The 16,619-nt window shown below is 34.3% G+C and carries 14 protein-coding genes; all 14 read right to left on the bottom strand.

Translation table 11 applies throughout. The features are described 5' to 3' along the window. Nucleotides 1-829: 829 nt before the first annotated feature. Entirely contained in the window at nt 830-3,169 is a 2,340-nt protein-coding gene (locus tag IEV09_RS00790; protein WP_188366359.1) for a bifunctional glycosyltransferase/CDP-glycerol:glycerophosphate glycerophosphotransferase, read from the bottom strand. Beyond that, nucleotides 3,166-4,341 (bottom strand): glycosyltransferase family 2 protein, encoded by a 1,176-nt coding sequence (locus IEV09_RS00785; protein WP_188366358.1) that lies wholly within the window; start codon nt 4,339-4,341, stop codon nt 3,166-3,168. Before IEV09_RS00785 ends, IEV09_RS00790 begins: the two co-directional genes overlap by 4 nt. A gap of 13 nt (nt 4,342-4,354) precedes the next feature. Continuing rightward, on the bottom strand, nt 4,355-5,464 hold the full coding sequence (locus tag IEV09_RS00780; protein WP_188366357.1) for a CDP-glycerol glycerophosphotransferase family protein: 1,110 nt from the start codon (nt 5,462-5,464) through the stop codon (nt 4,355-4,357). Between the two features lie 4 nt (nt 5,465-5,468). Further along, a complete protein-coding gene (locus IEV09_RS00775; protein ID WP_188366356.1) occupies nt 5,469-6,494 on the bottom strand; it encodes a ribitol-5-phosphate dehydrogenase in 1,026 nt (341 codons plus the stop codon). After that, nucleotides 6,495-7,196: an IspD/TarI family cytidylyltransferase gene (locus tag IEV09_RS00770; protein ID WP_188366355.1), complete on the bottom strand. Its 702-nt coding sequence runs from the start codon at nt 7,194-7,196 to the stop codon at nt 6,495-6,497. Between the two features lie 17 nt (nt 7,197-7,213). After that, a complete protein-coding gene (locus IEV09_RS00765; protein WP_188366354.1) occupies nt 7,214-8,032 on the bottom strand; it encodes an ABC transporter permease in 819 nt (272 codons plus the stop codon). Nucleotides 8,033-8,046: 14 nt separating this feature from the next. Beyond that, nucleotides 8,047-8,784, bottom strand: coding sequence for a WecB/TagA/CpsF family glycosyltransferase (locus IEV09_RS00760; RefSeq protein ID WP_188366353.1), 738 nt, complete (start codon nt 8,782-8,784; stop codon nt 8,047-8,049). Beyond that, nucleotides 8,781-9,845 (bottom strand): CDP-glycerol glycerophosphotransferase family protein, encoded by a 1,065-nt coding sequence (locus IEV09_RS00755; protein ID WP_188366352.1) that lies wholly within the window; start codon nt 9,843-9,845, stop codon nt 8,781-8,783. Before IEV09_RS00755 ends, IEV09_RS00760 begins: the two co-directional genes overlap by 4 nt. Before the next feature lie 59 nt (nt 9,846-9,904). Continuing rightward, nucleotides 9,905-10,963 (bottom strand): ABC transporter ATP-binding protein, encoded by a 1,059-nt coding sequence (locus IEV09_RS00750; protein ID WP_209651414.1) that lies wholly within the window; start codon nt 10,961-10,963, stop codon nt 9,905-9,907. Nucleotides 10,964-11,064: 101 nt separating this feature from the next. Then, nucleotides 11,065-12,870: an LTA synthase family protein gene (locus tag IEV09_RS00745; protein WP_229731635.1), complete on the bottom strand. Its 1,806-nt coding sequence runs from the start codon at nt 12,868-12,870 to the stop codon at nt 11,065-11,067. 253 nt (nt 12,871-13,123) lie between these two features. Beyond that, nucleotides 13,124-13,345: a hypothetical protein gene (locus IEV09_RS00740; protein WP_188366350.1), complete on the bottom strand. Its 222-nt coding sequence runs from the start codon at nt 13,343-13,345 to the stop codon at nt 13,124-13,126. 175 nt (nt 13,346-13,520) lie between these two features. Further along, on the bottom strand, nt 13,521-14,819 hold the full coding sequence (gene asnS / locus IEV09_RS00735; protein WP_188366349.1) for an asparagine--tRNA ligase: 1,299 nt from the start codon (nt 14,817-14,819) through the stop codon (nt 13,521-13,523). Between the two features lie 46 nt (nt 14,820-14,865). Next, nucleotides 14,866-16,056, bottom strand: coding sequence for a pyridoxal phosphate-dependent aminotransferase (locus tag IEV09_RS00730; RefSeq protein ID WP_188366348.1), 1,191 nt, complete (start codon nt 16,054-16,056; stop codon nt 14,866-14,868). A 27-nt stretch (nt 16,057-16,083) separates the two neighbouring features. Then, the gene (locus IEV09_RS00725; protein ID WP_188366347.1) at nt 16,084-16,587 is read right to left on the bottom strand and encodes a cell wall elongation regulator TseB-like domain-containing protein; all 504 of its coding nucleotides are present in this window, start codon (nt 16,585-16,587) and stop codon (nt 16,084-16,086) included. Between the last annotated feature and the right edge of the window lie 32 nt (nt 16,588-16,619).

The following is a 16,619-nucleotide window of genomic DNA, read 5'->3' as shown; positions in this document are numbered from 1 at the left end:
CACTATTTATTATTTTTATAATTAGCTCAAAAACGTTATTTCCACGCTATGCTAGTGGTATCGAAGTTTATACTATTTGGATCACAACTTTTACCGTGCTCCTCTTATTAATTACTCAGAAAGTTCAATTAAATAATTCTTTTTTAGAGTTTTTAGGTAAAAAAGTGTTCACTATCTATATTTTACAACGTATTCCAATGACTATCCTCGCTCATTATGGCGTAGACGATCACTATGTTATCTTCTTTATCATTAGTTTTATCGGCACAGTCATTCTAGCAACTATTTTCGAAAAATATATTATCAGAAATATTAACAAATTGTTTAATTAAAAAAATAAGTGTTGATAGGAAATTTTCATGAGATTTTCTTTCAACACTTTTTGCTTTTTTTAAACAAAAAGAGAGTCTACACTGATAAAGTAAAGACTTTATCAGTGTAGACATTTGGTTAACAAGCTTTAAAAAACAATTGTGTCAGCTGTCCTTCTGGATAAATAAATTTAATCATTCATACATATTTAGATTTACTTGAAACCCATGTCTTCGAGAGCATTAAAAAAATCTTCACCTAAAAATTTTAACATGATTCCACTACTTTAGATAATACCAATAAGAGTTATCGATATTTATTCAAAGATTGGTTTATCAATAAAAAGAAAAAATCGGTAGAATATTTTCTACCGATTTCTATAACCATATTTGATTCCATTTGAGTACGTCAATATTCCTTTACAAACAAAATAAAAGGAATACAACAAAGTATTAATCTCTAGATTACCTTTAAAGATTGTACGGCGCTATTTTCCTTTTATTTTATTGGTTCTCTTTTAAAGAATCGAATCGACTATCCTTTTTGCAGACTGCCCATCTAATTGATCAAAGAATGTATTTTTAAATTTTTCAACTTGTTGTAAATTAATCTCATCTAAATGATCAATTTGATTGAATAATTCTTCATTTGTTCGTACGATAGGTCCAGGTACAAAGTCTTGATATTCATAATAAAAATCACGTTCTGCGATATATTCTTCCAAATCATACGCATAAAAAATGATCGGTCTATTCAATAAAGAGTAATCAAAGATAACTGATGAATAATCTGTAATCAAGACATCCGTCGAAATAAGCAAGTCATTCATATCCATCGCACTTAAATTTAAAATATCATCTTTTAGATCAAATGGTACCCCTTGTGATTTACTCACTGAAGGATGCATTTTAATCGCTAAAATATATTCATCCGAAAAATGATCCACAAATTTACGTAGATTTAACATCATCTTAAATTGTTGACGGACTTTTGGTCCTCCTCTAAAAGTAGGTGCATAAGTAATGACCTTACGTCCCCGAACCTGAGGATGCTTGCGTAAAAATCTATTGTGAATAAACGTTCGATATTCTTCGTCTAAAAGTTTATCTGCACGTGGCACCCCTAAAGGCAGCACTTGACTTTCAGCCACATGGAAAGCTTCTGCATAATAGGGTACAACTTCCTTCGAGGAGCAAATAACTTTTGTATAGTTTTGATGAGCAGCCATTTCAAATTCAACTGTATTAGATTCCAGACTACCTATTGCGCCAAATCCAAATTTCTTAAACGCACCTGCTGCATGCCATAATTGGATGACTTCTGTTTTTTTAGAAGTTTTTAATCCGTATATTTGACGATAATAGTCATCTAAAAAAATGTATTTCGCACTTGCAACATCTTTTAAGAGCTTTCTTTGAGCAGAAAAAGAACGAGTATTTGTTTTTAAATGGCAACGGATATCATTAGTCAGTTCTTCATGCTTACGGACTTCGTCATATACCATACGGAATGTTCCTGTCAAGTTAGCTTCTTTATTTGTTAAAAATAAAACTTTTGTTTTTGGAAGGACTAAACGATATATAGGATACATCACTTTAGTCAGCGTTCTACTTTGAATAAACGTTTTAGCTTTGCGTGATAATATCTTTGATTCTTTCACCAAACGTCGCTTAGCTAAAAACAAGAAGATTGGGAGCGTTGTTTGATATTTTACAGATTGCTTTAATGCTGACATCTTCCTATATGCTTCGGATATTCGGACATTGTCTTGCATGGCGCTAAACACTCCAGACTCAATCTTGTCAAATAATGTTTTTAATAGGCGAATATATTCCCCGTGTGCCTCTTTTTGGATAAATTTATAGCGCTCCACCATTTCAACTGTTAGCATTTGGAAATAAAAAATATTTTCTGCGAATAGCTCTTCAGGTAGTTCTTTTGTAATACCGATGAGTTCTGAAAAAACTTGTTTTTGAATCGACCCATCTTGTAATTTTAGAACTTCACGTATCGACGGCCATAAATCGAATCGAACTACCCGTTCAAAGTATGTTTTGAGTGCATCCAAATAAACATATTGGTTGGTTAGATATTTCTTAAATAACGGCAAGCTAACAAACAAACTCTTGCGTATTTCCAAGAAAGCAATCAAAGGATCTACTGATACGATTTGTGATAACGACGCTTCATCTGTTTCACGAGAGCGATAATTATATACAATTGCATCGATTGTATATATTTTCTGACTTCTTAATAACGCCTCTAAAACAAAAGGTTGGTCTTCACCAATTTTAATATTTTCAGGCATACGTAAATTTTCTATAATTTTACGTTTATAAAGTTTACTTGCTGGACCTAAAGAATAGACAAGTTCGGGGTTCGTGGCAAAAGAACGCATACCTTCATTAAATAGTCCTGCATTATAGTGTCCCCCAATGTACCAAGATCCAGTTGAATTAAAACTTAATGATCGTCCAGTAACAATATCTGCTCCTTCTGCTTGAGCTGCCTCATACAATGCCTTTAAGGCTCCTGAAGGCACGATATCATCTGCATCCACAAAATAGAGGTACTCACCTCTAAACAATTCTAATCCCACATTCCGTGCTCTTGATGGTCCTTGATTTTCTTGTGAAACGAGTGTAATTTCTGGGTGTTTTTCACCTAATTGTTTTAAAATGCTCAGTGTGTTGTCACTCGATCCATCGTCCACAATAACTAGTTCTACACCTGGTAAATCTTGATTCACTAACGAATTAACTTGTTCTTCAATAAAAGCCTCAACATTATATGTTGGGGTAACAATTGATATTATTGGATTTTGTATCTTAGACTGTTGTATAACTTGATAACTCATTTCATTCTCCTACCTAATCTGCTTACTAAATAATTTAACGCAGTCATTAATTTTAACGATAATATCTTCGTTTGGCTCCCATTTGAAGCGATAATTTTCGTTGTTAAATCAGACTCAGTATCCTCTTTTTGCCAAAGGTTAATCTGTTTAACAATTTTTATATATGAAGGAAAAGCCTGTTTTTTAATTAAAAAATAAAACTGATATAGTTCGTTCTTAATGTAATTATTAAAGCCGACAGACTGATTCACTAGTAATTCAAAAATAGCCGGCTTTTTTTCTATTCCCTTTAAAAAACTCTGAAAAAACTTTTTTTGTTGCTTCCCTTCTTGACGATAAATCGATTTAAATAAAACTCTAAGCTCAATTTCACATAGACGATTAACATAAGCAATAAATAATTGTTCTTTTTCATTTTGAGAATAATTATTTTGCTCATAAATGAGCTCACAAGCTTGATTAATAATCATCAATATATTTTTTAAGTTCTCATATGCTTGTTTTGAGTATGTTTGCGTAAGTGACTGATTAGCTGTCTGCCGAACACGATAATAATAAACAATTTCTGAAACTATACTTATCTTTTTTGCCTTTAGATACGTTTGTAACACAAATAACTGATCCTCGGCAAAACGTATCGACTCATCGAATGTTTGATTGTCTATCAAACTGTGATGATACAACTTAGCAGCGGGTCCAATCGCAAAAAAAAGCTCTGGACATTTTTCAATGTTAACTTTTTTACGTGTTTGATTTAATTGATATTTCTGATGCGAAGCTACATCCCAAGTCTTATCCCCATTTGTTCTCACTGTACGCCCAACAACTAATAAACTGTTATCTAAAATTGCAGCCTCCACAAGACTATTCACAGCTTTTGGGGGCAAGTAATCATCACTGTCCACGAACATTATGTATTCTCCCGTTGCCCGTTGAATACCGAAATTCCGCGCATGTGCTGGTCCATGGTTATCTGTCGAGTAAATAAAAACTTTTTCCTCATTCTTTGTCACATCATTAGCAATTTGTAATGTGTCATCCGTTGAACCGTCATCTATCAGTATGATTTCAATTGATAAATACGTCTGATTCAATATACTTTTTAAGCAGTCTGTGATATATTCCGCAACATTATACATTGGTACGATGATTGAAACTTTTTCTTTCTTCATTTTACAACCCGCTTTATCTATCTTTTAAAAGTTTTTTTATAAATTGATAACTTCTTTGACTATTCAATCCATCCAAGAATGGAAAATTTTCTTTTTTTAAGCGAGCAACACTCATCCGCTCCTCAATAGAATACTCATTTAAATTCGCTACTAGTTCTTCCGCATTCTTGGAAATTGGTAAGTCTAAATAAGATTGGTAATCTACAAAGAAGCCAACTTCTCGAGTATATTGATCATAATCAGGAGCGTAAATTTTAATTGGTTTTTCAAAATAACTATAGTCAAGTAAAAGAGAGGAATAATCTGTAATAAAACAATCCACTTCTTTTAACAACTTACTTGATTGTGCAGTATCTTGAAAAATGATGATATTGTCTGAGAAGTGATTATGAATCTTTTCAATCTTCAAGTAAGGATGTAAAGAAACATAGAGTTTCGTTGGTATTTTAAAAGACTGTTTCGAGAATTCTAATAAAAAAGCATTAATATACTTGTAAGCTGGATCTTCATCAGTCGCATCACGATATGTTGGTGCATACAGGATTTGATAAACATTCTCTTTTTTTTCAAGATGATTTACTTTAATCAAATCATCTAAGCGCGGTGCACCTGTCACAACAATTTGATTCCTAGTAATATCAAATGATTGACTTAATGCATCAATATCTGCATGAGAATTAGCTAAAACCCAATCATAATTCGAATGGTGCTTCAAGCGACTTTTTCGGTTTTTTTCAATACTTAATCCGTATCGCTTCAAGTGTCCGATTGCATGCCAGACTTGAATCACAATATTTTCATCTCTTTTAGATTCGATACAATAAATAGGTAAAAAATAATCATCGATAATAAAAACTCTCGATGTTGCTAAGTGGTAAATAGATATGATTGAATACCATAAATATTGTACGCGCCCAATAATACTTCGATTATAATTGAAGCAGATAACTTTTATCTGTACATCTTTTTGTTTTTTAAACTCTAAATAGATATTTTTTAAATTTCCAGTCAGCTCTTGACTGCGATTCGTACAGAAGGTTACTTTATCGTAATTCGTGCGTGTCATTCTTGAAAAAAAATGATACAAATAATGGATTGATTTTTGTAATAAAGAAAGTTTCATCAGCTTATATTTCCCACTTCATAACCGTTTTTCCCCATGTGGTCACGAGATCTTCATCAAAACAATCGATAATATCATTAATTGTTTTAACTGTTTTAACTAATCCAATTAGATTCTTCAATCGTCTTCTTGCACCTGGGTGTAACTCAAGAAAGTCTACTGTTGCTTGAAAATCTTGCACACTGCTTCGACTACTCCCGATGAGTACCAATCCTTTTTCTAAAACCATCCGTGTGTTCACCTCAATGTTGTTTTCAGAAACCCCCATTAAAGCGATAACCCCTTCAGGCTTAATAATGTCAATAATTTGATTGATTGCGTACTGGCTACCCATTCCTCCAGTACATTCAAAAGCATGACTGATTTCAACACTTTCTGGAATCTGATTGACCAAATAAACCTTGTCAGCAAATGAGAAATAATCCAATTTTAATTCATGTTTCCCAAAAACAATAATTTTTGAATTTGGGTATTTATATTTTAGCAACAGTGAGGTAATATACCCCAAATTACCGTCTCCCCAAATTCCGAAAACAGAACGATCATCATTCATTCTTGCTTCAGCACGTTCAATTGTATGATAAGCCACCGACACAAGTTCAATGAAGGCAGACATCTCAAAATCAAAATCTACAGGCAGACGAACCGCTCGATCGCGTCGTAAATAAACATACTCTTGCATATATCCATCATAACCACTCGAGCGAAATTTAGAACTACGCAAGTAATTTTCATGAATAACTGGATCTTCTTCTATCGGCGTATTTGGTACCATTACTACAATGTCCCCACGCTGATACTCATTTTTAGGGTCAAAAATGACCTCTCCAATCCCTTCATGAATTAGTGCCATAGGTAATTTTTTTGCAAGTATTGCCTTATCTCTACTACCCGTAAAGTAGCGTTGATCCGCATGACAAATCGACAAATATGTCGGTCTAACAATGATTGTCTCATCTTTTAACTCTTCGTTAACTGCAATCGATTCAAACTGTCTTGGCGATACGAGTCGATACACTTGGTTTAACATCTAATCGCGCTCCTCTACAATCGTATTTGCAACTTTTAAGTCATACGGTGTTGTAATTTTAATATTGTAACTTTCTCCTTGTACCATAGCAACTTTTTCACCTGCTAATAAAATAATTTTACAAGAGTCACTTAAAATATTTTTTTCTTCTTCTGTTAGTCTGCCATAGCTTTCAACAAACGTCTTGATATTAAAGGATTGTGGTGTTTGTCCTTGATACATTTCCTCTCGAATCGGAATATCAATTAATTCGCCATCCGCCCCTCGAACGATCGTGTCAAAAGCAGGAATCACTGTATCGACTGCTCGGTATTGCTTTAATTTTTCAATATTATCTTTAATAATTCTTCTAGTAACAAATGGACGGACAGCATCATGAGAAATAATAACGTCCTCGTCATTTAAACCATAATTTTCTTCAATGAATCGAATACTATTCATTAACGTATCATTGCGCTCTTTTCCACCTGCCACTAATTCGATACGGTCATCACTAATATATTTATCGATAATATCTTTTGTATATTCCATCCAAGCCTCTGGACAAGAAATGATAATTTTTGAAAACTCCTCAATCATAATAAATTTTTCAATTGTATGAATTAAGATTGGTTTATTTTTGATTGATAGAAACTGTTTGGGCATACTGACATTTCCCATTCGGGTCCCTTTACCTGCCGCTAGAATTTGAGCGTATATCATTTATATTCCTCCTCGTATTAAATAAAGTCAACAAAACGCGCACGGAATTTCATATGTAAATGCGATCCAACAATCATAATTAACGTAATAATTGACCAAAAAAAGATTGTCTGTGTGCCTTTTTCAAAAAACCACGCTTTTGATAAAAAAGAATCTCTAAATCCTTCAATAATATAATAAATTGGATTTAATTCTAATACACGAATAAACCATCGGTGCTCCTCACCTTGTATTAATGTCTGAAAGTTCCAAATTGCACCGGATAAGTAAAACAGTAATCTTAAGACAGACTGCAGCATAATGTGATAATCTCTGACTAAAACGGTGATTGTTGAATTTAAAATACCGAATGCAAATAGAAATGCCATCATACAAATGAAATAGTATAAGTATTGTAGCCAGTAAATCGTTGGATAGACTTTGAAAATAAACATAGAGGCCATTAAAACACCCATCATCGCTCGATAACTAACAAAATTGCTTGCAATATTTACTGTAGGTAAAATACTTACTGGAAATTTCATCTTAGAAACCATACCAACTTTAGAATAGATACTATTGGATCCACCTAAGAGTGAATTATTAATAAAGAACCAAGCAATGATTCCGATTAACATCCAAATAATATAGGGGGTCCCTTCCATTAATCTTCCTCTGTTAACTCCGATACCAAATACCAAATAATAAATTCCTATTTGAATAGCTGGATTTAAAAACTGCCACACCAAACCTAAGTAGTGACTCTGATATGTTGCTCGTTCTTCATACTTCGAAATTCGAATAATCGTTCCGAAATTTTTTATTTGCTCAAATAATACTCTTTTGACATCGTTCACTTTATTTGACTCCTTTATTCATCTCTATGTCTGATTTTCCAAAACAGCGCTTCAACTACAAACACTGGCAATTGTAAAATACGGTGAAACCTTTTAGGATTTGAAAGTGAGCGATATAACCACTCCAAATTCAATTGAATCACCCATTGTGGTGCGCGCTTTACCTCACCACTCAATACATCAAATGATCCCCCAACGTTTTGAAATATCACGCTGTTTAATTGATTATAATGCTTTAATAACCACTTTTCTTGTCGTGGGGACCCTAAAGCAACAAATAGAATCTTTGCCTGACTTTCATTAATTATTTGAACAATTTCTGCGTCTGTTTTTGTCGTATAACCATCGATATAACCTGCTATTTTTATACCTTTATAGTCATTCTTAATATTCTCTACGGCTTTACGAACAATGTCAGGATGCGCGCCAAAAAGAAAAACTGATTGTTCCAATCTAGTCGCAATTTTAAGTAACTCCATCATAACATCAATACCTGCTACTCGATGTTTTATTGCCCCACCTGTCCATTTCGATACTTTGATAATACCGATACCATCAGGGAAGGGATGCGTTGAAGTTAGCAAATATTCTTGTACTTCTTTATCTTTTTTTGCCATCAATAGTATTTGTGGATTGATACTTGTGAGCAACATTTTTTTACTCTTACGAAGGTAATTAGGAACCTCTTCCATCATTGCATCTAATTCTATTACGTCGACTGGTATTCCTAATATTTTTTCCGTATTCTTCATTTTGTTTCTCCTAGTATTTCTAAAATATAATCAATCAAACGTTGTGTTGACGCCCCATCATTGTAACTGTTCCATGTTTTATTTAACGTTTCTGATACCATTACTTTTGGGTTCATCAATTGTTCGATTATTTCAGCTGTATTCCTCGCAGGAATAAATAATTCCATGTCTAATAATCCGTTTTGGATTCCAATTAATTCATCATATTCTTCTTGATCGTACCAAAAGAAAATAATCGGTGCTAAAGGGTTCCATAAGCTGTAATCAAATACGACAGATGAATAATCAGTTATCAAAACATCTGACTTTTGAATGAGTTCATCTAAACCTTGATCACTGCGATGCCATGTAATAAAATCTGTATCTTGTTTATTTTTCATTAAATGTTGAATATGTGGATGCAACTTAATAATCAAGTGATATTCATCTGATAATTCTTTTTCTAATCGTTTTAAATCAAGTGGTGGTAGCTCCTCTTGATCTTCACGGTAGGTCGGAGCATACAAGATTTGTTTTTTCTGTTTCTTATCAACTTGGCATTGGATTTGTTGAGCTAAGTGGTCTGCACGTGGTAAGCCAAAATAAAGTAATTGCTCCTCTTTCGCTCCATAACTACGTTCAAAAACTTTCCCCATATTATTCGAGGCAACCACATATTTATCAATTGCTTGATAAACTTGTGTGTATCGTGTGATATCTGTTGTTGTTTTGAAGACCGTTTGCTTATCTTCTAAGCCAAATTTTTTGATTGCACCAATGGCATGCCAAATTTGAATAATGGTTTGATTTCTTTTTTTTAACGCACCTAAAACAGGAAAATAATTATCAATAATAATTATCCGACTTTGTGTTAGTAATGGAATGACTCTCACAACAAAATAAATCGCATGATCTAGTGGGTAAGCTCGGATCCCTTGTTTTTTTAATCGCAGAACTTCTGCTTTACATTTTTTTTTATAGAGTACGATGACTTCTACTTGTTTTCCTAGCTCTTCAATAAAACCTTTATCATTGTCAGGAAAACTCATCAAATAAATGACACGATTTTTTATTTTAAACATCGAAAGGATCTGTGAATATGACGCAACAAGACGCATATATATTTGCTTAAAAATAACTATCAACCTTCTTCATTATTCAAATCATCATGTAAAACCGACATTGTTTGTACTTGTTCGTGTAACGATTCTTGACTAAATAACGATTTGAATGATTTATTTGAAATATGCAACGTGCCAAAGAAAAAGAGCATCATCACTAAAATACCCACAAATATTTTGGTAAATAAAGACATCGTTCCAATTTCAGGGCCTTTGATTGCAGCCTCATCCAAGCCTTGTCGCTCAATAATTTCTTCAATCGCCTCAACACTAAAATTCATCTGTCTTTCTTTAAATTCATCTTGGTATTCTTTTTTTCTTTCCGCTGATATTGTTCGAAACCAATCAATAAACTTTCGATATTTATCAACAACTTCTGCTGTTTCTCCAAACTCTCGCACATCGCCATAGTGCATCCAAACCACTTTATCGCATAATTTTTCAATTTGAGTTAAAGAATGAGAAACAAAGAATATTGTTTTTCCCTGTGCTTTAAATTCCATGATTCGATCGACACATTTTTGATAAAAAGTATCATCACCTACGGACAATGCCTCATCAATAATCAATATATCTGGATCGTGGTGAACAGCAATAGCAAATCCCAATCGTGAGCGCATTCCACTTGAATAATTCTTGACTGGTTGATTGATAAACTCTCCTATGTCTGCAAATGCAATAACATCATCCATAATACTGTCAATTTTTTCATGCGTAAAACCATTCATTAAACACTTTAAACGAATATTTTCAATTCCCGTTAGTTGCGGCTTTAGACCCGCATTGATCGCGATTATTGATGTTTCCCCTTCGATAACCATCTCACCCGTTGTTTGTGGGATAATTCCTGCCAAAATATTAGATAGTGTCGATTTACCAGAACCATTAATTCCAATTAAACCCACTGATTCTCCAGCATAGACTTCTAAATTGACCCCTTTTAATCCCCAAAAATGGGGAACATTCTTTTGCGAAAATTTAAATAATGATTTCACTTTATCTGATTTTCGTTTATACAAATCATACTGCTTCGTTACCATTGTTAACTTAACTTTTATATTGTTTTTTTGATTCATCATTTATTCACCTTTAATCTTCATTCTGCTAGAAATTTTACACTAAAAATACCAAACAAGCAAAGTTCACTTCGTTATTTTCAAAAAATTGCTGTCTTTTTACATTATTTCGCTTGATTGTTTAAAATTTGCTTTAAATCTGTCCCTTTCATGAAATTTCTTTCATAAAAAGTAGAGCGTTTCATTAGTTCTGTATAAAAAGCATCATATCCCAAACTTTCAATCATGGAATCTTCTTCTGAGAACAAATCAACCCCTAAACCTAAGCGATTATTTGATAACTCAACACCCATTGCTGATAGTGTGGTCGGTAGCATATCTACAGCTGAAAACAAGCGATTTGTTTCTATACCGGTGGGATAGCCTGTATTTAGAAAAAGATTATAAATCGTTCTCTGATAGCTTTCTGGAGTATCTCGCATAAAGTCTTTGTCCATAGTCAAGTGATCTCCCACGACAACAATTGTCGTGTCTTCATAAAATGATTGTGTCTCAATCCATTCAATAAACGACAGTATTTGCTGATCGCTATTATGAATCACGTTACTATATTGATCGTCAAATATGTTGGGTGTGCTTTCATCTAAATAACCGTCTTCAAAATGCGTATCCGCAGTCAATAAAGTGAAATTAAACGGCTCTGATTGACTTCCCAATTCTCTTAACGTTTCCTTAGCAAATTCAAACATTTTTGCATCTTCATACCCCCACCAAACTTTATAATCTTCGGGAATTAATTTTTTTTCTTTTGCCCAGTTATAGTCTCTTATTTCATAATTTCCATGTTGTTGAAAGTACTTATCCCTACCTGCAAAAGCAGCGTCCGATCCAAAGAATAACACTTGATTGTATCCTTCTGTTTCTAATATCTCTCCTAATGAATACGCGCCAGGTAGAAAGGTTTCCCCATCCTTACCATAATTATTGACGTGTAAATTTACGCCACTAGCAGTTTTTAATGGGATTCCTGCTGTTTGTGCAACCATTGCACTTGCTGTGTGACTTGCACCCGGGATAGGTAGCATTCCTCCTAAATATTCCCCATTTGAAAAATGGACCCCTTTATCTAACGCCATGTTGGTAAGGTTCGGAATTAAGTTCTCATCTTTTACCCCTCCCAACTCCTTGGAAGTGTAGCTACTTTCCAGTGACTCTAAGAAGATATAGATTAGGTTCCGCTTTTTTTCAGGGAAAACGTACGTCGACTCCTCGGGTTTTATATAATATTGATTATAGAGTTTTGAGTCTTCGAAATAATAGGCTTTAATGTCCTCATAACCGATTTCATTAACACTTAATACGACACTTCCTCCAACAGATATAACACTCAGGAAAAATAAAATAACAAAACTAGGATCTAAACGTTTCTTACTCTCTCTCCTCTTTAAAGAAATTCGATAAAACAAAACTACGTAGCAAGATGTCAAAATCAGCATGGTATAAAAAATCGTAGTTAATAATGGATTTACCAAGTATTCAATAATTTGGCGGGGATCTGTCCCGGTAAGTGGTTGGCTAAACAAATACATCATTTGATCAAAAGTCACATTGTTAAATGTCACCATTGCCCACGTACTGCTCATATATAATAATATTGCTAAGAAAATCAAAAGTCCTGATATGGCAAATAGAATCCATTGATATATTTTTATCTTTGATTTTTTCAACAAATACTCTCGTGAGACAAGAAAATCTATACTGAATATAAACAGTAGAGTCGTCCCCGCAGCAATTAAAGACAAGACCGTATTGCTTAAATTATCATTAGTGAAAGGAATCAATAGTGCGGGAATATTCAGTAGTCTTCTCCCGAACGATCGCCAAAGAATTAACGTTGCCACAGAACTCATTAATACTGCGAAAAAACTCACGAAAAAAAATGTACTCTTCTTCGATTTTCTCTGTTTCACAAGATAACGCCATAATAAAATAAATAATATAACTATCATAAAAAACACATTATTCACTACTTTCTAGATTGTTCGCTATAAAGAAAACTATAACATAAAGTTGAGGAATTGTTGGAAATGTCATCAAATATTAATAAAAGGAAAACAGTTTCTTCATTTTATTTAAAATAACATCACATCTTTTATTTCGAATAAAAATACCATTAAGCCTTCCACCCTTTCAGAGTTTCTAAACTTAATGGTTCACATTTTATTAACTAAAAAAATAATCATCTTCTAATTGGCGTTTTATATCCAAGCGTTCGACTTCAACTTGCGCATGTACTGCAAAATTTTCACTATCAATCAAAGATAACTGCTCAATTTCAACTAAAATGCGTTCTTTAGATAAATCGATAATTTTCCCTACAAAGGAACGATGAAAATTTTTGGTTTGTATTTCGTAACTTTTCCCAACAACTAATTCTTGTATCATAATAGCAGCCTCCTAGTATTTTTCAAAAATATTGGTTTTAATATTTATAACATGTATGACCTACAAACACAAGTTTTAGTTATCTGAAAATTCCGTAAATTCTTTCAATAACATCACTCAAAATAAAAAGTGTTGAATCGGGCCAAAAAGCCTTCATCAACACTATTAAGTCTAATTATGGATACAAGCGGTTTAACAAGCGCGGGAATGGACTTGCTTCACGAACGTGTTCAATACCTGAAATCCACGTTACAGCACGTTCTAAGCCTAAACCAAAGCCAGAATGAGGAACAGAACCGTATTTACGTAAATCTAGATACCATTCATATTCTTTTTCATCTAAACCAAAGCGACGAATTTCTTCTAAGACATATTGATAGTCCGTTGCACGCTCTGAACCACCAATAATTTCACCGTAACCTTCTGGCGCAATCATATCTGCACAAATCACAACGTCTTCACGTGTTGGATGTGGCTTCATGTAGAATGGTTTAATTGCTTTTGGATAGTTTAAAATGAAGACTGGTTGATCAAATGAGTTCGCAATAAACGTTTCGTGCGGTGAACCAAAATCATCGCCCCACGTAATATCATCAAAGCCATTGTCATTTAACATTTTCACTGCATCGTCATAAGAAATTCTTGGGAACGGTAAGTTCGTATATTTTTCAAGTACACTACGGTCGCGTCCTAAAACATCTAATGCGTAGTCACAGTTATCTAAAACAGATTGCACAAGGAATGCTACGTATTCTTCTTGAACAACTAAGCTTTCTTCTTGTGTTGTAAAAGCCATTTCAGGTTCCATCATCCAAAACTCAATTAAGTGACGACGTGTTTTTGACTTTTCTGCACGGAAAGTTGGACCAAATGAGAAGACTTTACCAAAAGCCATTGCTGCTGCTTCTAAGTATAGTTGACCAGATTGTGATAAATACGCTTTTTGATCAAAATAATCCGTTTCAAATAAGTCTGTTGTTCCTTCTGGCGCTGATCCTGTCAAAATTGGTGGATCGATTTTAACGAAATGACGATCATTGAAAAATTGATACGTCGCACGAATAATTTCATTACGGATTTGCATAATCGCATGTTGTCTTGAAGAACGTAACCATAAATGACGGTGGTCCATCAAGAATTCAGTACCATGCTCTTTTGGAGTAATCGGATATTCATTACTTTCACCAACCACTTCGATATTCTCAATTCCAATTTCGTAACCAAATTTCGAACGGCTATCTTCACGAATTTCACCAGTAACTAATACTGATGTTTCTTGATGAAGGTTTTTTGCTGTTTGGAAAACTTCTTCTCCTACTTCACTTTTTACAACAATTCCTTGGAAGTACGCTGTCCCATCTCTTAGTTGTAAGAAAGCAATTTTCCCACTTGAACGCTTGTTTGCGATCCATGCACCAATTTGGACTGTTTCACCAACATGGTGTTTGGCATCAATAATTTGAATTTGTTTCACTTGTATCTCTCCATTTCTGTAAACTTAAACATCCTTTAAAAGTGTATTACTTTTGGCGCTTTTTTTCAACAAAAGCTTTAATTCTTTTTACAGTTTCTTCTAAAGTATCCCAATCACTAGCATAACTAATGCGGATATTCTCAGGAGCACCAAAACCGGCACCTGTGACGAGAGCAACGTGCGCTTCATTTAATAAATCATCTGTAAAGGTTGTCACGTCTGTATAGCCACACATATCTAGGGCTTCTTTGACGTTTGGGAACAGGTAGAAGGCTCCTTGTGGTTTGGCACAAGTAAATCCAGGGATTTCAACAACAAGCGCATGGAGCTTGTTTAAACGCTCCTCAAATGCTTGTCGCATCGTTTCAACGGAATCTTGAGGGCCAGTCAAAGCTTCAACTGCCGCATATTGACTAACTGCTGTCGGATTACTTGTTGCCTGTGAAGCTATATCGGTCATAGCTTTAATTAATTCAATATTACCTACGGCAAAACCGATGCGCCACCCCGTCATTGAGTACGTTTTTGACACCCCGTTAATAATCATTGTTTGTTGACGAATCGCCTCAGAAATTGTGGCAATTGGGGTGAATTCTGCATCACCATATACAAGTCGACCATAAATATCATCGGCTACAATTAGAATATCATGCGCCACAGCCCATTCCCCAATTGCTTGGAGTTCGTCTTTCGTATAAATCATACCGGTTGGATTGGATGGTGTATTTAAGACAACTGCTTGTGTTTTGGTTGTGCGAGCATGTTCTAAATCGTCCACCGTTACTTTGAACTGATTGGCTTCTAACCCTTCCACAAATATCGGTGTCCCACCAGCAAGACTCACTTGTTCTGCATAGCTTACCCAATAAGGGACTGGAATGATGACCTCATCACCTTCATCTAAAATCACTTGGAATAACGCATAAAGAGCAAATTTCGCTCCGTCTGTAACAAGCGTTTGCGCCGGTGTATAAGTTAGTCCGTAATATTTTTCAATATACTCCACAATCGCTTGGCGCAACTCTGGGATTCCTGCTGTTGGTGTATAAAAACTTGCTTTCCCTGATTGAATAGCAGCAATTGCTGCCTCTTGTATGTTTTTAGGTGTCGAAAAATCAGGTTCTCCTAAAGTCACACTTAAGATATCTAAGCCTTGTGCTTTTAATTCTTTGGCTTTTGCGGACGCTGCTAACGTAACTGAAGGTTTTAAATTTTGTGCTCGTTTTGATAATTTCATTTCATTCCATCCTCCCTATTTTTTCGATTATTCTATCGATGGGATGCTCTTAATTAAAGCGCCATCGCTAAAAGCTAATAAATAATAATGTTCTTCTTCTGAGACTTTAGTCATAACTTCCCAGACGATTTGCTCTTGATACATACCTAATGTCACTTTTTTTATTCGTTCATTTGGAAATTCGGTTCGAACAATTCCTTTTGCTTCCTCTTCAGTAATGCCTTCCTCTTGTTTTTTTATCAAGATTTCTTCACCACTCTTGGGAATAATTACCACAATTTCTTGACCTTTAGCATCTTCACCAACTAAGCTAAAATAAGTCGCTTCTCGGGTAAACCAATAAAATTGATCAACAGATGCGAGCTTAACGTGTTGATTGGCTAGTTCAATCGCCTCGGCCCTTGCTTGTCGCATCGGCCGTGATGCTCGAATATAACCAAGTGACGTAATCAAAATAATTAATAATAAACCAACAATTGTAATAAATAATCCTAGCACTGCTTTTTTTTCTTTTGAATCACTTTGACTCATCTATCGTCACTTCCTTACTGCGTCTATTATAA

It is taken from the genome of Enterococcus alcedinis (genome assembly GCF_014635985.1).
In the GTDB taxonomy this organism is placed as follows: domain Bacteria; phylum Bacillota; class Bacilli; order Lactobacillales; family Enterococcaceae; genus Enterococcus_I; species Enterococcus_I alcedinis.
Note: the sequence above shows the minus strand (reverse complement) of the source record. Positions and strands in the feature narration are given on the sequence as shown.